Below are 19,729 nucleotides of genomic sequence, written 5' to 3'. Positions count from 1 at the left end.
GCTTCAGTGCTCGAACTCGCCCGGCGCGGGCACGTCGACGACGATCGCGTCGACACGCGAGGCCTTCGTGCCGATCAGCCGCTCGGGGTAGGCGTCGGTGCTCGACAGCAGGAACAGGGTGCGGCCCGCGGGACCGCCCAGCGCGCAGGCGATCGCGGTGCGCCCTGCCATGTCGATGCCGTGGGTGACCTCGTGTCGCCCCTCGCCGGCGTCGACGATGCGTTCGAAGCGGTGGGCGAGCGTCATCGCCGCCCACACCCCGCCGTCGGCGTCGAGTGCCAGGCCGTCCGGCGGACCGGAGAGGCCGTCGGCGAACACCCGCCGCTGCGACAGTGCGCCCCGGCCGTCGACGGTGAACGCGGTGAGCCGCCGTCCCGTCGACTCGGCGACCACCAGCGTGCCGCCATCGGGGGTCAGCACCATGCCGTTGGGGAATTCGAGATCCTCGGCGACGACCGACACCGAGTCGTCTTCGCCGTCTCGCGGATCGATGCGGACGATCACACCGCCGTCGCGCGCCTGCGACCCGACATAGGCGCGACCGGCGTCGTCGATGACCATGTCACCCAGGTTCGCCGGGACCACGTCGGACAGATCGGCCAGCAGGGTCACGTCGTCCCCGTCGTACCGGAGTACCTGACGGTCCTCGGTGGAAACGATGAGAAGCGTTCCGTCGGGCCGGAATCCGAGCCCCGACGGTGCGCGGCCCGGTAGCGGAAGGGTGCTCATCGCGCCGTTGAGGTCGACGGTGTGCACGGCCTCGCCGAGCATGTCGGAGAACCACAGCAGGCCCTCGAACCACCGCGGACCCTCGCCGAAGCAGAACCCGTTGGCCAGTGGCGTGGGGTTCACGACGCGCCGAATCTGGGCGCCAGCGCCGCTACTTTACAAAACACGCCTTGAGTGTCACGCTCGCTGGGTGTCACTGTCAACCACCGACCTGACGCCCGGACGGTCGTGACGCTCGCGGTGCGGGACTTCTCGTACGACCCGTTCGATCCGGCGGTGATGGCCGACCCGCTGCCGTACTACCGGGTGCTGCGCGACCGCCATCCGGTGTACTACGTCGAGCAGTGGGACACCTTCGCGCTGTCGCGCTTCGCCGACGTATGGGACGTGCTGGGCCGCAACGACGGAACCTTCGTTGCGTCGGAGGGCACGCTGCCCGCGGCCACGGTGCTCGCGCGGCACAACGACGGACCCGTCGACGATCCGCCGTTGCACCCCATGCCCTTTCACGCCAACTTCGACGATCCCATCTACGGGGGAGTGCGCGGGTCGCACTCCAAACCGCTGCGGCCGCGCAACGTCGCCGGGCTCGCCGACCGGATCCGCAGGCTGGCCAACGAGCGGCTCGACGAGCTACTCGCGCGGGGCTCGTTCGACCTGACGCAGGACTACGGCGGCATCGTCGCCGCGTCGATGGTCTGCGGGCTGCTCGGCCTCCCCGACGACGTGGCACCCGACGTGCTCGGCACCGTCAACGCCGGCAGCCTCGCCAAACCCGGTGACGGCGTGAACACCGCGACCGCCCGGCCCGGCTACCTCGAGTACCTGGTGCCGCTCGTCGAGACGAGGCGCGCGGAGGGCGCCGACGGCACGCAGCCGATCGTCGACGGACTGCTGAGGTACCGACTGCCCGACGGCTCCGCGCTGTCCGACGTCGAGGTGGCCACCCAGATGCTGGGCGTCTTCATCGGCGGCACCGAGACCGTGCCCAAGATCGTCGCGCACGGCCTGTGGGAGTTGTCACGCCGGCCCGACCAGCTCGCCGCCGTGCGCGCCGACCTCGACGCCAACGTGCCCGTCGCCCGTGAGGAGATCATCCGATTCTGTGCTCCCGCACAGTGGTTCGCCCGCACTGCGCGCAAGCCCTACACCGTTCACGGCACCACGATCCGGCCCGGCCAACGGATCATCACGCTGCTCGCCTCGGCAGCGCGTGACGAACGCGAGTACGCCGACCCCGACGAGTTCGCGTGGGACCGGCCCATCGAGCGACTACTGGCGTTCGGTCGCGGGCAGCACGTCTGCCTCGGCGTGCACCTCGCGCGTCTGGAGATCACGATCCTGATCACCGAGTGGCTGAAACGCGTAGCGGACTTCGAGGTCGACGTCGGCGCCGCATGGCGGCCGCCGTCGAGCTTCCAGTGGGGCTGGAACAGCCTTCCGGTGTCGGTCTCGGCCTCGGTGCCGTCGAGGGGGAACTGAAGACGTGTGGTCCTATCGGCTCGTCGCGCCGTTCACCTTCGAACGCTCGGAACGCCCGGAACCGTCACCGGACGACCTCGGCGACGGTCAGGTGCTGCTGCGCTTCCTCGCAGCAGGCATCTGCGGCAGTGACCTGCCGGGCTTCCGCGGCAGCCAGGGCAGGCTGCTCGGCGACACCGGCGTCCAGGCGTCGGGCATGCCCGGCTTCCCGGTGCACGAGATCGCCGGCGAGGTACAGGCGAGCCGTCACCGGAGTCACGCACCCGGTGACCGGGTCGTCGGGTGGGCGTCCGGGTTCGACGGCCTCAACGGCCAGGTGGTCGCCGACGGCGAGGGACTGGCGGCCTACGACCCCGCGCTCACACCGGAACTCGCGGTCGGTCTGCAACCGCTGGCCTGCGTGCTCTACGCCGCCGAACACCTCGACTTCGCCGATGAGCACGTCGCGGTCATCGGGCAGGGCTCGATCGGGTTGCTGTTCTCGTACGTGGCCAAGGCCGCCGGCGCTCGTCTGGTGACGGGCGTCGACCCCGTGGATCGGGCGGAGATCGGGCCTGCGTTCGGGGTCGACCGCGTGATCCGGGCGACCAGTGACCGGTGGATCCGGCATCTCGACGCCGACGACAAGCCGGGCGTCGTCGTCGAGGCCGTTGGGCATCAGGTGGCCACCCTCGGGCACGCCATCGAGGCCGCGGCCTTCGGCGGCACGGTGTTCTACTTCGGGGTGCCCGACGACGACAGCTATCCGATCAGCATGCGGACCATGCTGCGCAACAACCTCACGCTGAAATCGGGTGTGACGCTGGGACGCCGGCGCATGCTGACCGCCGCGTCGGAGCTCGCAGCGGCGCATCCCGGGCTCCTGACGAGCTATCTGACCCACCGGTTCTCGGTCGACGACGTCCCCTCGGCGTTCGAGCTGGCGTGCCGACCGACCCCGGGCCGGGTCAAGATCGCGATCGTGGCGTGATGGGCCATCGCGAGGGGCCTCGGGTTGCGCTGGTGACCGGAGCGGCGCGCGGGCAGGGCGCGGCGATCGTGGCCCGGCTACGGGCCGACGGCATGCGCGTCGCCGCCTGCGACCGCGACGTCGACGGGCTGCGGCAGAACACTGAAACCGGCGTCGACGTCGTCACCGTGCCGCTCGACGTGACGTCCGAGGATATGTGGGAGGCCGCCGTGCGCACCGTGGTCGCCCGGTTCGGCGGGCTGACCACGCTGGTCAACAATGCCGGTGTCCTGCACCGCGCGAGGCTCGGCGACGAGACCGTCGCCGGGTTCGAGGGCAGCTGGCGGGTCAACTGCCTCGGCCCGTTCCTCGGCATCCGCACCGCGCTCCCTCATCTGAGCACCGCCGCGGCCGACGGCGCAGGGGCGTCGATCGTCAACACGTGCAGCACCGGGGCGTTGCGGCCGTTCCCCAACCACGCCGCGTACGGATCGTCGAAGTGGGCGCTGCGGGGCCTCACCCAGATCTCGGCCGCCGAGCTCGCGCCGACCGGCATCCGGGTCAACGCCGTGCTGCCCGGGCCGATCGAGACCCCGATGCTCGACGAGACCACGCAGCGCCGACTGGTCGAGACGTCCACCGGGGGCAGGCTCGGCAAGCCGATGGAGGTGGCCGACGCCGTCGCGTTCCTCGTCTCGGATGCGGCCTCGTTCATCACCGGCACCGAACTCGTCGTCGACGGTGGCCAGTCGCTACGGATTGGATGACCGGACGTGTCGCGGAACATCTCAGTGGGCATCATCGGCGCCGGGCCCGGCGGCCTCGCGCTCGGAATCTTTCTGCGCAAGGCGGGATTCGACGACTTCACCATCTTCGACCGCGAGGACGGCGTCGGCGGAACGTGGCGCATCAACACCTATCCCGGGCTGGCCTGCGACGTGAAGTCGCACCTGTACTCGTACTCGTTCGACCTCAATCCGGGGTGGTCGCGGCTGTGGTCCGGGCAGGCCGAGATCCTCGCCTACTTCGAACGGTGCGCGCAGCGCTACCGGCTTGCGCCGCACCTGGCGCTGCGCACCGAAGTGGTCTCGGCGCGCTGGAACGACACCACCCGCACGTGGCATCTGGTCACGTCGACCGGCGCCGAGCACGTGTTCGACGTCGTCGTGTCGGCCGTCGGACTGTTCACCCAGCCGGCCATGCCCGACCTCCGGGAGGAGGAGCCGTTCACCGGAACCGTCGTCCACACCGCCCGATGGGACCACTCGCTGGACCTGACCGGCAAGCGCGTCGCAGTCCTCGGAACCGGCTCCACCGCAGCGCAACTGGTACCCGAGATCGTCAAGGTGGCGAGCGCCGTGTACTCGATACAGCGGTCGCCGACCTGGGTGCTGCCCAAACCGGACCGGAAGTACACCGACCGGGAACGGTGGCTCTTCGCCCACGTGCCGTTCGCCAAGAAGCTCTACCGCACCCGCCTGTGGCTGCGCAGCGAGTCCAACATCTCGGTGATCGAGCACGGCAGTGACAAGACCCACCAGTTCCGCGCGGCGGCCGACGCGATGCTCGAGCGAACCGTGCCGGACGACGAGCTGCGCCGACGACTCACGCCCGAGACACCGTTCGGCTGCAAGCGTCTGGTGTTCTCGTCGGACTTCATCCCGGCACTGACCGAGCCGCACGTCGAGGTGGTGTCCAGCCCAGCCGAAGCGCTGCGGGCGCAGTCGCTGGTCACCGAGGACGGTCGCGAACTCGACGTCGACGTGGTGGTGTGCGCGACCGGCTACGCCGCGGCCGACTATCTCGGCCAGATCGCGGTGACCGGCGAGGGCGGCCGCTCGCTGCACGACGCCTGGCGCGACGGCGCCTACGCCTACCTCGGCATGGCGGTGCCTGGTTTCCCGAACATGTTCATGCTCTACGGCCCCAACACCAACGTCGGCTCCAACAGCGTAATCTTCATGCTCGAGGCCCAGGCGCACTACGTGGTGCGCGCCTTGACGTACCTGCGCCGCCACGGGAAGTCCTACGTCGCGGTGCGCCCCGACACCATGCGGGCGTTCATCGAGCGGATCGATCGCTGGATGCAGGGCACCGTGTGGACCACGAGGTGCAGCAGCTACTTTCGCGCTGCCAATGGCCGCGTCGTCACGCAGTGGCCGCGCAGCGCCCGCGACTTCTGGGTGATGACCCGGCGGTTCCGGCCGCGGGACTACCGGTTCGAACCGTCGACCGACCGGCCCGACGTCCACGTCGACCCGCACGCCGTGCTCGAGGATGCGCCGTGACGGTCGACCACGCGCGCAGGCTGGCACCCGCGCTGCGCCACCTCGCGACCTTCCGCGTCGACCTGAGCGCCGACGCCCTGCCCGCGGTCCGGGCGTCGCTCGACGACCGCCGCCGCGCAGGTGTCGGCGCGTTCGACACGCGGGGCGTCGAGGTCGTCGACGCGACCACCCCTGAGGCGATGGGCCACGCGGTACGGGTCCGGATCTATCGCGGCGGACCGGTGCCTGCACCCGTCGTCGTCTACTGCCATTCCGGCGCGTTCGTGCTGGGCAACCTCGACACCGACCACCGCCAGTGCGTCGAACTGGCCCGCCGGGCCCGGTGCACCGTGGTGTCGGTCGACTATCGGCTGGCGCCCGAACACCCCTTCCCTGCGGCCCTCCTGGATGCGTTGACGGTCCTCGAATGGGTGGTCGCAGAGGCGGACTCGCTCGGGGTCGACGCCGACCGGGTCGCGGTGGCGGGCAACAGCGCAGGGGCCGCCTTGGCGGCGACGCTCGCGCAGTGCGCGGCCGTGGGAACCGCTCCCGCCGTGGTCTTCCAGCTCCTGCACCAACCCGTCCTCGACGACCGGCCCACGCCGTCGAAGGACGAGTTCGACGACACCCCGGGCTTCGACGGCGTGGCGTGCGAACGGATGTGGCGCCATCTGGGCGGCGGCGCCCCGCTGCCGGGCGAGGCGGTGCCGGCGCGGCTGGCCGACCTGACCGGTGTCGCTGCGGCGTTGATCACCTGTTCGGAACTCGACCCCCTACGCGACGAGGCCGTCGACTACGCACTGCGACTCATGTGGGCAGGCGCACCCACCGAGCTGCACGTCTTTCCGGGTACGTGTCACGGCTTCGACTCGATGGTGCCCGAGTGTGAGGTCGCCCAGGCGCTCTTCGCGATGCAGGGCGAGGCGCTGCGCCGGGCGTTGGCCGGCTAACCCGTTGTCGCCGAGTCCAGTTCGCGGGCGATGGCCCGGTGATAGGTGTCGATGTTCGCCGGGTTGACGATGCGGAAGAAGCCGTCGGGCAGTGGCGCGTGCTTGGGCGCCTCGATGGTCATGGTCCGCGTGAACAACGTGACGTCCTGACCGGGTTGGGTGAAGTGGTATTGCACGGTGATGCGGCCCTCCATCCCGCCGTTGCCTTCGCGATCGTGACCGAGCCGACCGACCGAGGTGAAGACCCACATCGTCGGGCGCACCGCGATCGCGAGGTGCCAGGTGAAGATGCGCTCGCCGTCCGGACCCGCCTCGGTCCACGTGTCGCCCACGCGCAGCGGCATGTCGTTGTCGGCGTTGCCGACGTGCGAGCTGCCGGGGTAGGTCTTGGTCCAGTTCTGCGGGTTGGTGACGAAGTCGTAGAGCGTCTCGGGGGAGTGGGCGAACGCGGTTTCCGAGCTGGTGGTGACGATTCCCATTGGTCTGGCCTCTCCGATGTTCCGCCGCCGTCGGCGACAGTCGACGGGTAGCTTTACAAATCGGGCGCGAATTGTCACGCTCTGTCGTGACGACTGGAGACGATGATGGCGATGCGCGCCGCCCGGCTGGGCGCACACCTGGCACACGGCGCGGGTCGGATCGCGCTCGACTCCGCACTGGGCGGGTGGCGGCGATTCCCGCGCCGCGTCACCGATCTCACGCCGGACGTCCTGTCGCGAGTGCTCGGCCGACCGGTCGAGTCGGCTTCGGTCGTCGACGCGGAGTCGGGCACGTCCTCGCGTGCCCGACTGGCGCTCACCGGGCCGGACCTGCCGGACACGGTGTTCGTCAAGGTCTCCGCCGCCACCGCCGCCACCCGCATGCTCGGTGAACTCGCCCGCCTCGGCGAGACCGAGGCCCGCTTCTACCGCGACCTGGCGCACGAACTCGGTGACGGGGTGCCGCGCTCGTACGGCGCGGCGTTCGACCCGCTGACGGGGCGCTACGTCGTCGTCCTGGAGGACATGACCGTCACGCCGTGCCGGTTCGCGGATACGCTGCACCCGCTGGAGGTCGACCAGATGGCGCAGCTGATGGAAGTACTCGCCAAGCTGCACGGGTCGTTTTGGGGGAGGCTCCCCGAGAAACCCGGCGGCGCAAGCCCGTTGGGGTGGATCACCGCGCCCGCGAGCGATCCGGCCAACCTGCTCACGCCAGCGCTGATGAAGGCGTCGGCGCGCACACTCGCCGACCGCGCAGGCGTGCCGATCGATGCCGGACGATGGCTGTGGCGGAACTTTCAGCGCGCCACCGACGTCGTCGACGAAGGCCCGCACACCGTCCTGCACGGGGATTCGCACCCCGGCAACACCTACGTCCGGGACGGGCGTGCGGGACTGCTGGACTGGCAGGTGGTGCGTCGCGGTCACCCCTCGCGCGACCTGACCTACACACTCGTACTCGGCCTGCCGGTCGAGCAACGGCGTTGCGCGGAAAGGGATCTGCTCGACGTATACCGTGACGGGCTCGAGGCCGCGGGTGGGCCCAGGCTCGACCGCGAGAACCTGTGGCTGCGCTACCGCCAGGCCGTCACGTACGCCTTCGTGTCGCCGCTGACCACCGCGGGGCTCGGCGGAATGCAGGACGAGGCCGTCGCGCTGGAGGGGCTGTCCCGCGCGGTGGCGGCCATCGAGGACCTGGAGACCGTGTCCGCACTGCAGCGGGCACGCTGACGTCCGCACCGGAGTGCTTTACAAACATCCACGCCGGTGTTAAGCACGACCAATGGACTTCTCACGGGTCGAACTCTCCGACGAGGACGCGGAGTTCCAGACCCGGCTCGCCGAGTTCCTGGCGTCCGTCGTCACCGACGAGGTCATCGAACGCGATCGCAGAACCGGCGAGAACTTCGACGAGGCAGTCCATCTCGCGCTCGGTGAGCAGCGCTACCTCGAGCGCGACTACCGTGACGCGACTGACGGTGGGTTCAGCCGCGTGCAGCGGCGGATCTGGGAGCTGGAGATCGGCCGTGCCCACACGCCGTGGTTCCACTGGGGCACCACGGCGATGGTCGCCAAGTCGGTCGAACGGTTCGGCTCCGACGAACTCGTCGACGAGGTGCTCGACGGCGTGTTGGCGGGCCGGCTCCGGCTGTGCCTCGGATACACCGAACCCGACGGCGGCTCGGACGTCGCCACCTGCAAGACGAAGGCGGTGCGCGACGGTGACCACTGGATCGTCAACGGCTCCAAGATGTTCACCTCGAATGCCCACAACGCGCAGTACGTCTTCCTGATCACCAACACGAACCCGGATGCGCCGAGACACCACGACCTGACCATGTTCCTGGTGCCGCTCGACACGCCGGGGGTCGAGATCCAGGGCATCCGCACCGTCGACGGCGACCGCACCAACATCACCTACTACACCGACGTCCGGATTCCCGACCGGTACCGCATCGGCGAGGTCGACGGCGGCTGGGCGGTCCTACGCGGGGCGCTCGACGCCGAACACGGCACCGTCGCTCCCGTTGCCGACGGTCTACAGAAGCTCGCCGTCATGACCGAGCACCTGCTGCTGCTCGCCGAGGGGTGCGACCGGGTCGCCGCCGTGGCGGGAAGTCCCGACGAGCGCGGCAGGCGGGCGATAGACGACGACGCCGTCGCCTACCGGCTCGGCCGGGGCATCGCGCGGACCGAGGTCGCCGCCAGCACCGCAGGCATGTTCGGCCGGGTCGCCATCGCGCAGGCCATGCGGGAGGTCACACCGGACCTGATGGACGTCCTCGGCGCCGCGGGAGGGTTGACCAGGGGAGCCGACGGGGCCGCCGACGACGGCGGTGCGGAGTACCTCTTCCGGTTGGCCTCGCCGATGGGCGTCTACGGCGGCACGCTGGAGGTGTTCCGGAACATGATCGCCCAGCACGCCCTCGGTCTGGGGCGGCCCGCGTATGCAGCGCCGTCCGGGACGGGCCGGTCGTCCTGATGCGCTACACGTTCACCCACCCGATGCACAGCCACCCCTACAACTCGGAACTGGTCACCGGGGCCGGCGTCGCCGCGGTGGCGGTGGCCGCCGAACGGGCCGGATTCTCGGGGTTCGGCTTCACCGATCACCCTGCGCCCACGCAGAAGTGGCTTCAGGCAGGTGGTCACGACGCGCTCGACCCGTTCGTGGCGATGGGCTTCGCGGCAGCCCACACCACGACGCTGCGCCTGATCCCCAACGTCGTCGTGCTGCCGTACCGCAATCCGTTCGTCGTCGCCAAGGCAGGCGCAACGCTCGACGTCCTGTCCGGCGGCCGGTTCACACTCGCCGTCGGGGTTGGCTACCTGCGGCGCGAATTCGCCGCCCTCGGTGTCGACTTCGACGAGCGCGGCGGTCTCGTCGAGGAGGCGCTCGAGGTGATCCGCGCCGTCTGGACGGGCGACGACGTGTCGTTCGAGGGCAGGCACTTCACCGCGAGCGGGATCACCGCGCACCCCAGACCCACGTCGGATCCGCATCCGCCGATCTGGATCGGCGGCAACACCGGCGCCGCACGGCGCCGCGTCGCGGAGTTCGGCGCGGGCTGGTGTCCGTTCCCCGCGCCCGCCCTGCTCGCCCAGACTGCGCGCACCGCACCGATGGAGACCCTCGAGGACCTGAGGGCGGGGATCGCCGACCTGCACCGTCGCTGCGACGCCATCGGGCGCGACCCTGCGACGCTCGACGTCACGTTCACCAACGCAGCGGGCGGCGCGCCCGGTGACGACGACTTCGACGCCGACGCCTTCCTCGACGGCGCCGCCCAACTCGCCGCCATGGGCGTCACCTGGGTGCAGGTTCGGGTGCCCGGCGACAGCCTCGCTAGTGCCACCGATGCGATCGACCGGTTCGGCCGGCTCGTCATCGCAGCGGGCTGATCGCTCGCCGCCAGCCCGCCCGCCGCGAGCGTGCGCGAACTCGGGTTCTGACCCGGCGTGTCTGCCGCAAACACGCACGCTCGCGGGAGGATGGGGTACACAGGGTGCGACGACGACGGCTGGAGGCCCTGTGCGGCGGCTCAACGGTGTGGATGCCCTGCTGCTGTACAGCGAGGCGCCCGAGACGCACATGCACACGCTGAAGATCGGCGTGATCGACGTGTCGGGGATGCCGGGCGGGTTCACCCACGAACTGTTCCGCCGCATCGCAAGCGAACGGCTGCACCAGCTCAAACCCCTGCGCTACCAACTGGTCGACATCCCGTTCAAGCTGCACCACCCGATGTGGGTGGAGAACGCCGAGATCGACCTCGACTACCACCTGCGGCGGGTGTCGGTACCCACGCCGGGCGGGAGGCGCGAACTCGACCAGGTGATCGGCGAGATCGCCAGTACGCCACTGGATCGCAGCAGGCCGCTGTGGGAGATGTACGTCGCGGACGGACTCGCAGGCGACCGGATAGCGATCGTGCACAAGGTGCACCACGTGCTGGCCGACGGTGTCGCCTCGGCGAACCAGATGGCATGGGCGATCCAGCCGCATCCGCCGGAGTTGCCGACCCCCGCATTGCGCACCACCGATGCCGAGCGCACCACGGTCGGCCTGGTCCTGGCGGCGGGCCGCGACCACGCCAGACAGTTCCAGCGCCTGCCCGGACTGCTCGCCCAGACCGGGCTCGGCGTGCTGCGGGTTCGGCGCAGGGCCAGGGAGCGGGGTGCGACGGCTGGGCTCGCGTCGAACTTCAGGCCGCCGGACACCTTCCTCAACCACGTGGTGTCGCCGGGTAGGCGCTTCGCGACCACGCCGCTGGCGCTGTGCGACGTCAAGGAGACGGCCAAGGCGCTCGGGGTCACCCTCAACGACATCGTGCTCGCGGTCGTCGCGGGCGCACTGCGCTTGTTGCTCATCCGGTACGACGGCGCGGCCGACGCGCCGCTGATCGCGGGCGTGCCGGTCAGCTACGGCAACCCGGATCGATTGGTGGGCAACGAGTTCACGTACATGACGCCGTCACTGGCGGTGCACGTCGCCGACCCGGTGGAGCGGGTACGCCTGACCGGGACGGCGACGCGGATCGCCAAGGAGAACCACGAACTGCTCGGGCCCAGCCTGCTGCCGTCGTGGATGAACTACCTGCCGCCGTCGGTCGCGCCCGCCGCGTTCCGCTGGCAGTCCAAGCGCATGGGCACCAGCGCGGTCATGAACCTGACCATCTCCAACGTCCGCGGGCCGCGGGAGCGCGGCTCCATCGACGGCGCGTCGATCAGCGAGATCTACTCGGTGGGCCCGCTGGTGGTGGGCAGCGGCATGAACGTCACGGTGTGGAGTTACGTCGACCAGCTCGACGTCTCGGTGCTCACCGACGACCTGACGACCGACGACCCGCACGAGGTCACCGACGCGATCACCCGCGCGTTCGTCGAGACGCGGATCGCCGCGGGACTGTCGGGGGAACTGACGTCCGTCGGGAACGTGCTTCCTCCGGTGACCGTCTGACCGGTCGCCGTTTGAACGGGGCTAGCGGGTCCAGCCGCGCCGGCGCAGCCACCAGTCGCGGCCGACGAAGAAGAAGATGCCGACGGCGAACAGGATGACGAAGATGTCCTCGACGCGTCCGGTGTGGTTGCCGCGCAGCATCGTCAGCAGGAAGATGCCGATCACGATCCCGAAGACGTGGATGACGCGGGGACTCTCGCGCGACCATCCCCAGCCTGCCGAGGGCACGTCCTCGACGTCGACGCCGGTGTATCGCTCGACCTCGGTGTTGGCCACGGGTGCTCCTCACGGTCGGTGTTGTCGGTCATTCTGACATACGGGCCCGGCCCTACGACGGGGCGTCGTACAGAGGCTGGGCGGGGCCGCTCAGCGGATCCCCTCGTACCGGCGCAGCGCCTCGAGGCGCTCGACCTTGTGGTCGACGATCGGTTCGGGGTAGTCGTCGGTTCCCGCCTCGGGCAGCCACTGGCGCACGTACGCGCCGTCGGGATCGAACTTGTCGCCCTGGGTGGTCGGGTTGAAGACCCGGAAGAACGGTGCCGCGTCGGTGCCACAGCCCGCCGTCCACTGCCAGCCGTGCTGGTTGTTGGCCATGTCGCCGTCGACGAGCTGGTCGAGGAACCAGCGGGCGCCCCACTGCCAAGGCAGATGCAGGTCCTTCACCAGGAACGACGCGGTGATCATCCGCACCCGGTTGTGCATGAAGCCGCTCTCGGAGAGCTGCCGCATGCCCGCGTCGACGATCGGGAAGCCGGTGCGTCCCGCCTTCCAGGCCTCGAACCGCTCCTGCGCCTCCGGCCCCTCGTCGACTTCGATGCCGTCGAACGCCTTGTTCCAGTTCCACCACACGCTGTGCGGCCACTCGTTGAGGACCCCTGCGTAGAAGTCGCGGAACGCGAGCTCGCGCAGGTACGCCTGCGCTCCCTTGCCGCTGCCGAGGTCGGTCACCATAGTGCGCGGATGGATTGCGCCGAACTTCAGGTGCGCCGACATGCGGCTGATGCCGTCGATGTCGGGGCGGTTGCGATCGTCGGCGTAGTCGTCGAGCCGATGCGCGACGAAGTGCTTCCACGCCTTGCGCGCCGCCGTCTCACCCGCCGCGATGTCGATGTCGACGTCGACCCGTGGGATGTCCTCGTTCTCGACGCCGTCGACGGCGGACGGGTCGATCCACGTCGCCGTCTTCGGGCCGGTCTTCGCCGGCCCGCGCCAGCCATGCTGCTTCCACGCCGTGAAAAACGGGCTGAAGACCTTGTACGGCGTGCCGTCGTCCTTGGTGACGCGACCGGGCGAGACCAGATACGGCGAACCGGACCCCTCCAGCGGTACGTCGCCGAGCGCGGCGCGGACCTTCGCGTCGCGTTGGGTCCCGAACGGCGTGAAGTCCTCCGACACGTGCACCGCGGTGGCCCCGACCGCCTTAACCAACGCGGGGATTCGCTCCTCGGGGCGTCCGCTGGTCACCAGGAGCTTGCCGTCCAGACCGTCGCGAAGATCCCGCAACGCGTCGTAGAGGTAGCGCAGCCTGCGCGCGCCCGACGATGCGTGCAGGCGGGGATCGAGGACGAAGCAGGCCAGCACCTCGCCGTCGCCTGCTGCGGCGTCCAGTGCGGCAGGCAGATCGTGGAGGCGCAGGTCACGTCGGAACCACAGCAGCGTGGGCATGCCCTGTTCCTGCCCGGTTTCCCCGACGCGGAAACTACGAGGACGGATCGCGGGCGGCCGCAGCGGACGTCGTCGTCGACGGCGGGACCGTGCGCACCATCTGAGGAGACAGGTGGCGCGATCTGCGTGTCAGGTGGCGCGCATTGCGAGCGCGGTGTCGCGGACGTCGTCGTAGCTTTGGGTCAATCGAAAGCAATCGACGACCCATCGACTACCGAAGGACACCCATGAGCTGGTCAACGAAGGACATCCCCGATCTGCACGGCAAGGTCGCCGTGATCACCGGAGCCAACGGCGGACTCGGACTCGCGTCCGCCAAGGCGCTCGCCGGCCGAGGGGCCCACGTCGTGATGGCGGTGCGCAACGAGGCCAAGGCGGCAGACGCGCACGTCGAGATCATGGCCGCTCACCCCGGCGCGGCACTCGAGATCGTTCGGCTCGACCTCGGCTCGCTGGCGTCGGTCGCCACGGCTGCCAAGCAGATCGCAGCCGCCCATGACCGCATCGACATCCTGATGTGCAACGCCGGCGTCATGGCGCTGCCGGCGGGAACGACGGTCGACGGCTTCGACACCCAGATGGGCACGAACGTCTTGGGCCATTGGGCGCTGATCTCGCACCTGCTGCCGGTCGTCGTGGCGACGCCCGGCGCGCGGGTGGTGACGCTATCGAGTACCGCCCAACACGCGGGCCGCCCGATCGATCCGGCCGATCCGCACATGCGCGACGGCTTCGACGCATGGCGCATGTACGGCCAGACCAAGCTGGCGATGCGTCATCTCGCGGTTGGCTTGCAGGCGCAGTTCGACCGGGCGGGCGTCGACGCGAAGGCGCTGTCTGCCCAGCCGGGGCTGACGAACTCCGACCTCCAGACCACGACGCAGGCTCACGGCAGCGCGGGCCTGCTCGGCGCGCTCTCGGAGAAGCTGGTCAAGCTGACGGGCATGTCGACCGACCGCGGCGCGCTCAGTCAGTTGCGCGCGGCCGTCGACCCGGCGGCTCCCGGTGGCGGGTTCTACGGACCGCTGTTCGTCACCAACGGTCCGCCGGTGCGCAAGCCGCTGGTGCGGCCCGGCAGCGCCGGGGCGATTGAAACGCTGTGGCGCGTCGCCGAGTCCGAGACCGGCCTTCGGGTCGACGTGTCCGCCGCCGTGAGGACATGAGCGGTCTGCTCGCGCCGTTTCGGCTGTCGCTGCCGTTCGTTCGGGTCCTGCTCGCCGACCTCGGCGTGCGGCCGGCGGACCTCCTCGACGCAGCAGGGCTACCCGGCGACCTACTCAGTCGAGACGAGGCCGTGCTGTCACCCGCGCAGTACTACGCCCTGTTCGAATCGCTAGAGCAACTCGTCGGCGGCCGGGACCTGGCCATCACGGTCGCCGACACGCTCAGCCCGGAGGTGTTCGACCCGCCGATCTTCGCGGCGATGTGCAGCCCCAACCTGCACGTGGCGGCCGAACGCATCGCCGTCCATAAGCGGCTGCTCGGCCCGCTGCGCCTCCGGGTGACCGCGGATGCCGACGGGGTGGATCTCGAGATCACTTGGCCCGCAGGCGATCCGCCGCCTGCGGTGCTGCCGGTCGTCGAAGTGACCTTCTGGGTCGCCCTGGCCCGCTTCGGTACCCGCACCCAGGTGGTGCCCCAGCGCGTCGTCCTGCCGCGGCCCCCGCGCAACGTCGCCGCCGTCGAGGCGTGGCTTCGTATGAGGGTGGAACGGGGTGCCACCACTGCCGTCCGGTTCTCGCGGCTCGACGCCACCCGGCCGTTCCTGACCGCGAACGCAGGCATGTGGGAGTTCTTCGAACCCGAATTGCGCCGCCGCCTAGAGGATCTCGCCGCCGATGCGACCCTGCGCGCCAAGGTCCGCGCCGCGCTCGTCGAACTACTGCCCGCCGGTGCGGGCACCACCCATGGCGTCAGCCGCCACCTCGGCGTCAGCACCAGAACGCTGCAGCGCCGCCTCGGCGAGGAGGGCGTCACGTTCGGCGAGATCCTGGCCGACGTACGCGAGGAACTGGCCCGCCACTACCTGACGAAGTCCGCGCTGCCGCTGACCGAGATCGCGTTCCTCCTGGGCTACGACGATCCGAATTCGTTCCACCGTGCGTTCAACCGCAGGACGGGTCGCACACCACTCGGCGTACGGGCCACCGGCTGACGACGAAGGCGGCCCGGCCAACTGGCCGGACCGCCCTCGAAGTGGAGTGCTATTACATCGCGGGCTGCGCCGGCGGCATCAGCACCGTGTCGATGAGGTACACGTTGGCGTTGGCGGTCTGGACGTTGCCGCAGACGACCGATGCGTCGTTGACCTTCAGCTCGTTGCCCATGCCGGTGACGGTGACGTCCTTGCCTTCGACCGTCTTGTGCATCCCGGCCAGGTCGGCGGGCGCTACGCGTCCCGGGACCACGTGGTAGGTCAGGATGCTGGTCAGCAGGGGAGCGTCGGTCTTGAGCTTGTCGATGGTGGCCGGGTCGATCTTGGCGAACGCGTCGTCGGTCGGCGCGAACACCGTGAACTCACCGCCGTTGAGCGTGTCGACGAGGTTCACCTCGGGGTTGAGCTGGCCGGAGACGGCTGCGGTCAGCGTCTTGAGCATCGGGTTGTTCGACGCTGCGGTGGCGACGGGATCCATCGACATGCCGGCAACGGAGCCGGGGCCCACGGGGTTCTGCGCGGCGTAGCCTGCGCAGCCCGGGCCGACGAGTCCGGCTGCGGGATCAGCAGCGGCGGTGCCGCTCGAGAGGAGGATTCCTGCGAACGCCATGCCAGCGATCGAGGCGCCCGTCACGGCCTTCTTGGTGTGGTCCATCAGGTTCATTGCGGTAGCACCCTTCGATTGGTTTCGTTCGATGGTTCGGTGGGGCACGAGAGGCGCCCCGGCGCGAGCACGGGGATGATGCGCCGGGACGCCACTCGTGGGTTCAGGGGTGGATCTAGCCGGCGGCCGGCGGCATGAGGACGGTGTCGATCATGTAGACCGTCGCGTTGGCGGTCTGCACGCCACCGCACACCAGGCCGGCGTCGTTGACCTTCAGGCTCTCGCCCTCGCCGGTGACGGTGACGTTGGCACCCTGCACCGTCTTGTGCTCACCCGCGACGTCGGCCGGTGCGGCACCGGGGCCGGGCACGACGTGGTAGGTCAGGATGCTGGTCAGCAGATCCGTGTCGGTCTTGAGCGTCTCGAGCGTGGCCGGATCGATCTTCGCGAACGCCTCGTCGGTCGGCGCGAACACGGTGAACTCGCCGCCGTTGAGCGTGTCGACCAGGTTCACGTTGGGGTTGAGCTTGCCCGTGAGCGCCGAGGTGAGCGTCTTGAGCATCGGGTTGTTGGACGCGGCGGTGGCGACCGGGTCCATCGCCATGCCCGCAACCGAACCGGGGCCCGAGGGCACCTGCTCGGCGTAGGCCGCGCAGCCCGGGCCGACGAGGTTGGCGGCGGGATCGGCCATCGCGCTGCTCGACGGGGCCGAGGACGACGACGAACTCATCACGCTCGACGACGCGCTGCTCGCGCTGCTCGAGGTTTCATTGGCAGTTTCACTCGAACACGCAACTGCGCCGAAGGCGGCAATCGCGCTCAGGCTTGCTGCGGCGATCACCCTGCGGTGAGCTGAATTCATTGCTGATCACACTCCAATGTGTCTGGGGCTGCGGAGTCGCGGCCCTAGGTCGATGACGTGGGTGATTCGCGCTGACCTGGGGGCCGGATGGGACGAGGCGACTTGCGTCACAGTCGCGTCACAATTCGGACCTGTGCCAACCGGGCGGCACAATGAGTGAGTGACCACCGACGAGCGCACGCGCGGGCAGCGATGACCGGCGACCGGCTACGCGTCCTGGTGCTCGGTAGCACGGGGTCGATAGGGACCCAGGCGCTCGAGGTGATCGCGGCCAATCCCGACCGGTTCGAGGTCGTGGGTCTCGCCGCGGGCGGCGCCAACGCCGACCTGCTCGCCCGCCAGCGGACCGCGACCGGGGTCACGAACGTGGCGGTCGCCGACCCGGCCGCGGCCGAGCGGATGGGCGACGTGACCTACGCCGGACCCGACGCCGCCACCCGGCTCGTCGAGGAGACCGAAGCCGACGTCGTACTCAATGCCCTGGTCGGTGCGTTGGGCCTGCGGCCGACGCTCGCCGCGCTCGAGTCCGGCGCCCGGCTTGCGCTGGCCAACAAGGAATCCCTGGTCGCGGGCGGGCCACTCGTCGTCAAGGCCGCGGCACCCGGACAGATAGTCCCCGTCGACTCCGAACACTCCGCGCTGGCGCAGTGCCTGCGCGGCGGAACGCCCGACGAGGTGGCCCGGCTGGTGCTCACGGCGTCGGGTGGACCGTTCCGCGGCTGGACGGCCGATGCGCTGGACGCGGTGACGCCCGAACAGGCAGGCGCCCACCCCACGTGGTCGATGGGCCCGATGAACACGCTGAACTCGGCGTCGCTGGTGAACAAGGGACTCGAACTGATCGAGACGCACCTGCTGTTCGGCGTGCCGTACGAGCGCATCGACGTCGTCGTGCACCCGCAGTCGATCATCCACTCGATGGTCACCTTCGTAGACGGGTCGACGATCGCCCAGGCCAGCCCGCCCGACATGAAGCTGCCGATCGCCCTGGCGCTCGGCTGGCCCGCCCGCGTGCCCGGCGCTGCCGCGGCGTGCGACTGGACCACCGCCTCGACCTGGGAGTTCGAACCGCTCGACGACGAGGTGTTCCCCGCCGTCGACCTGGCCCGACACGCCGGAACGGTGGGTGGCTGCATGACCGCGGTCTACAACGCCGCCAACGAGGAGGCGGCCGAGGCGTTCCTGGCGGGTCGGATCGGCTTCCCGGCGATCGTGCGAACCATCGGTGACGTGCTGCACGCCTCAGACCAGTGGGCAGCCGAACCGGCTACCGTGGAAGACGTACTCGAAGCGCAGGACTGGGCCCGGGACCGGGCCCGCAGCGCTCTGGAACCCCACGCGAGCGCGACACAGGAGGTCTTGGGAACTCGATGATGTTCGTCACGGGCATCGTGCTCTTCGCCCTGGCCATCCTGATCTCGGTGGCCCTGCACGAATGCGGACACATGTGGGTCGCTCGCGCGACCGGCATGAAGGTGCGTCGCTACTTCGTCGGCTTCGGTCCGACGATCTGGTCGACCATGCGACCCAACCGGCTCGGCCAGACCGAATACGGCGTCAAGGCGGTTCCGCTCGGCGGGTTCTGCGACATCGCGGGCATGACGTCGGTCGAGGAACTGGCGCCCGAGGACCGCCCGTACGCGATGTACCGGCAGAAGGTGTGGAAGCGCGTCGCCGTGCTGTTCGCCGGGCCGGGTATGAACTTCATCATCGGCCTCGCGCTGATCTACGGCATCGCGATCGCCTGGGGGCTGCCCAACCTCCACCAGCCCACCAACGCGATGGTCGGCGAGACCGCGTGCGTGGCATCGCAGATCTCCAAGGAGGAGTTGGGCGAGTGCACCGGCCCGGGTCCCGCCGCGCTGGCGGGCATCCAGGCAGGCGACGTCGTGACCAAGGTCGGCGACACCGACGTGGCGAACTTCGACGAACTCGTCGCGACGGTCCGCAAGCTCGACGGCCCGACGGCGTTCACCGTGCGCCGCGACGAGAACGGACAGCAGCGCGAGTTCACCACCACCGTCGACGTGACCCGCGCCGACCGATTCACCTCGGCCGACGCCACCGCGCCGACTCCCGTCGGAGCCGTCGGCATCGCGCCCGCGACGTTCGGCCCGACGCAGTACAACCCGCTCTCGGCGGTGCCCGCGACGTTCGCGTTCACCGGCGACCTCGCGGTCGAGCTGGGCAAGTCGCTCGCGAAGATCCCCAGCAAGGTCGGCGCGCTCGTCGACGCCATCGGTGGCGCGGAACGCGACAAGGAGACGCCGATCAGCGTCGTCGGCGCCAGCATCATCGGCGGCGACACCGTCGACCGCGGCCTGTGGGTGATGTTCTGGTTCTTCCTCGCGCAGCTGAACTTCGTGCTGGGTGCGGTGAACCTGCTGCCCCTGCTGCCGTTCGACGGCGGCCACATCGCGGTCGCGACCTACGAGAAGCTGCGCGACATGGTGCGCCGTGCGCGCGGCCTGGTCGCCGGCGGCCCGGTGAACTACCTCAAGTTGATGCCCGCCACCTACGTCGTGTTGGCCGTGGTGGGCGCGTACATGCTGTTGACCGTCACCGCCGACCTGGTCAACCCCATCAGGATCTTCCAGTAGGAGAACTCGTGACCACCTCCATCG

General features: G+C 69.8%; 19 protein-coding genes. 13 read left to right on the top strand and 6 right to left on the bottom strand.

What is annotated here, in order from left to right; all coding sequences use genetic code 11:
• Window positions 1-3: 3 nt before the first annotated feature.
• Window positions 4-852: an SMP-30/gluconolactonase/LRE family protein gene (locus G6N61_RS08590; RefSeq protein ID WP_163918139.1), complete on the bottom strand. Its 849-nt coding sequence runs from the start codon at window positions 850-852 to the stop codon at window positions 4-6.
• A 156-nt stretch (window positions 853-1,008) separates the two neighbouring features.
• On the opposite strand from G6N61_RS08590, the gene G6N61_RS08585 reads away from it, so the two are divergent.
• The 5 genes from G6N61_RS08585 to G6N61_RS08565 are packed head-to-tail and all read left to right on the top strand — an operon-like array spanning window position 1,009 to window position 6,377.
• Window positions 1,009-2,211 (top strand): cytochrome P450, encoded by a 1,203-nt coding sequence (locus G6N61_RS08585; protein ID WP_163924692.1) that lies wholly within the window; start codon window positions 1,009-1,011, stop codon window positions 2,209-2,211.
• 4 nt (window positions 2,212-2,215) lie between these two features.
• A complete protein-coding gene (locus G6N61_RS08580) occupies window positions 2,216-3,181 on the top strand; it encodes a zinc-binding dehydrogenase (protein WP_163918138.1) in 966 nt (321 codons plus the stop codon).
• Window positions 3,181-3,927 (top strand): SDR family NAD(P)-dependent oxidoreductase, encoded by a 747-nt coding sequence (locus G6N61_RS08575; RefSeq protein ID WP_163918137.1) that lies wholly within the window; start codon window positions 3,181-3,183, stop codon window positions 3,925-3,927. Before G6N61_RS08580 ends, G6N61_RS08575 begins: the two co-directional genes overlap by 1 nt.
• 6 nt (window positions 3,928-3,933) lie before the next feature.
• Window positions 3,934-5,448: a flavin-containing monooxygenase gene (locus G6N61_RS08570; protein ID WP_163918136.1), complete on the top strand. Its 1,515-nt coding sequence runs from the start codon at window positions 3,934-3,936 to the stop codon at window positions 5,446-5,448.
• Window positions 5,445-6,377: an alpha/beta hydrolase gene (locus tag G6N61_RS08565; protein ID WP_163918135.1), complete on the top strand. Its 933-nt coding sequence runs from the start codon at window positions 5,445-5,447 to the stop codon at window positions 6,375-6,377. Before G6N61_RS08570 ends, G6N61_RS08565 begins: the two co-directional genes overlap by 4 nt.
• On the opposite strand, the gene G6N61_RS08560 is transcribed toward G6N61_RS08565, so the two are convergent.
• Window positions 6,374-6,856, bottom strand: coding sequence for an SRPBCC family protein (locus tag G6N61_RS08560; protein ID WP_163918134.1), 483 nt, complete (start codon window positions 6,854-6,856; stop codon window positions 6,374-6,376). The two genes, G6N61_RS08565 and G6N61_RS08560, sit on opposite strands and share 4 nt — an antisense overlap.
• 111 nt (window positions 6,857-6,967) lie before the next feature.
• Between G6N61_RS08560 and G6N61_RS08555 the strand changes: the two genes are divergently transcribed.
• The 4 genes from G6N61_RS08555 (at window position 6,968) to G6N61_RS08540 (ending at window position 11,819) form a co-directional block, all read left to right on the top strand.
• On the top strand, window positions 6,968-8,089 hold the full coding sequence (locus G6N61_RS08555) for a phosphotransferase family protein (RefSeq protein ID WP_163918133.1): 1,122 nt from the start codon (window positions 6,968-6,970) through the stop codon (window positions 8,087-8,089).
• 52 nt (window positions 8,090-8,141) lie between these two features.
• Window positions 8,142-9,341 (top strand): acyl-CoA dehydrogenase family protein, encoded by a 1,200-nt coding sequence (locus tag G6N61_RS08550; protein WP_163918132.1) that lies wholly within the window; start codon window positions 8,142-8,144, stop codon window positions 9,339-9,341.
• Window positions 9,341-10,261: an LLM class F420-dependent oxidoreductase gene (locus tag G6N61_RS08545; RefSeq protein ID WP_163918131.1), complete on the top strand. Its 921-nt coding sequence runs from the start codon at window positions 9,341-9,343 to the stop codon at window positions 10,259-10,261. Before G6N61_RS08550 ends, G6N61_RS08545 begins: the two co-directional genes overlap by 1 nt.
• Before the next feature lie 130 nt (window positions 10,262-10,391).
• Complete coding sequence (locus G6N61_RS08540; protein ID WP_179973593.1) at window positions 10,392-11,819, top strand: WS/DGAT/MGAT family O-acyltransferase; 1,428 nt, start codon at window positions 10,392-10,394, stop codon at window positions 11,817-11,819.
• 21 nt (window positions 11,820-11,840) lie between these two features.
• On the opposite strand, the gene G6N61_RS08535 is transcribed toward G6N61_RS08540, so the two are convergent.
• Both G6N61_RS08535 and G6N61_RS08530 read right to left on the bottom strand, forming a co-directional pair.
• On the bottom strand, window positions 11,841-12,095 hold the full coding sequence (locus G6N61_RS08535) for a DUF2631 domain-containing protein (RefSeq protein WP_163918129.1): 255 nt from the start codon (window positions 12,093-12,095) through the stop codon (window positions 11,841-11,843).
• A gap of 90 nt (window positions 12,096-12,185) precedes the next feature.
• Window positions 12,186-13,484 carry a cryptochrome/photolyase family protein gene (locus G6N61_RS08530; protein ID WP_163918128.1) on the bottom strand — a complete coding sequence of 433 codons (1,299 nt, stop codon included), beginning with the start codon at window positions 13,482-13,484 and terminating at the stop codon, window positions 12,186-12,188.
• A 227-nt stretch (window positions 13,485-13,711) separates the two neighbouring features.
• Between G6N61_RS08530 and G6N61_RS08525 the strand changes: the two genes are divergently transcribed.
• Both G6N61_RS08525 and G6N61_RS08520 read left to right on the top strand, forming a co-directional pair.
• On the top strand, window positions 13,712-14,647 hold the full coding sequence (locus G6N61_RS08525; RefSeq protein ID WP_163918127.1) for an SDR family NAD(P)-dependent oxidoreductase: 936 nt from the start codon (window positions 13,712-13,714) through the stop codon (window positions 14,645-14,647).
• Window positions 14,644-15,639, top strand: coding sequence for an AraC family transcriptional regulator (locus tag G6N61_RS08520; protein WP_163918126.1), 996 nt, complete (start codon window positions 14,644-14,646; stop codon window positions 15,637-15,639). Before G6N61_RS08525 ends, G6N61_RS08520 begins: the two co-directional genes overlap by 4 nt.
• Window positions 15,640-15,691: 52 nt before the next feature.
• Here the strand turns inward: G6N61_RS08520 and G6N61_RS08515 are convergent, their stop codons facing one another.
• Both G6N61_RS08515 and G6N61_RS08510 read right to left on the bottom strand, forming a co-directional pair.
• Window positions 15,692-16,249 (bottom strand): fasciclin domain-containing protein, encoded by a 558-nt coding sequence (locus tag G6N61_RS08515; protein WP_235887610.1) that lies wholly within the window; start codon window positions 16,247-16,249, stop codon window positions 15,692-15,694.
• Window positions 16,250-16,418: 169 nt separating this feature from the next.
• Entirely contained in the window at window positions 16,419-17,105 is a 687-nt protein-coding gene (locus tag G6N61_RS08510) for a fasciclin domain-containing protein (RefSeq protein WP_163918125.1), read from the bottom strand.
• Between the two features lie 192 nt (window positions 17,106-17,297).
• Between G6N61_RS08510 and dxr the strand changes: the two genes are divergently transcribed.
• Together dxr and G6N61_RS08500 are read left to right on the top strand one after the other, a co-directional pair.
• On the top strand, window positions 17,298-18,479 hold the full coding sequence (gene dxr, locus G6N61_RS08505; RefSeq protein WP_163924690.1) for a 1-deoxy-D-xylulose-5-phosphate reductoisomerase: 1,182 nt from the start codon (window positions 17,298-17,300) through the stop codon (window positions 18,477-18,479).
• Window positions 18,476-19,705: a M50 family metallopeptidase gene (locus tag G6N61_RS08500; RefSeq protein WP_163918124.1), complete on the top strand. Its 1,230-nt coding sequence runs from the start codon at window positions 18,476-18,478 to the stop codon at window positions 19,703-19,705. The genes dxr and G6N61_RS08500 overlap by 4 nt, the downstream gene beginning before the upstream one ends.
• Window positions 19,706-19,729 lie beyond the last annotated feature (24 nt).

Origin of the sequence: Mycolicibacterium arabiense (assembly GCF_010731815.2) — a bacterium.
GTDB classification, from domain to species: Bacteria; Actinomycetota; Actinomycetes; order Mycobacteriales; family Mycobacteriaceae; genus Mycobacterium; species Mycobacterium arabiense.
Note: the sequence above shows the minus strand (reverse complement) of the source record. Positions and strands in the feature narration are given on the sequence as shown.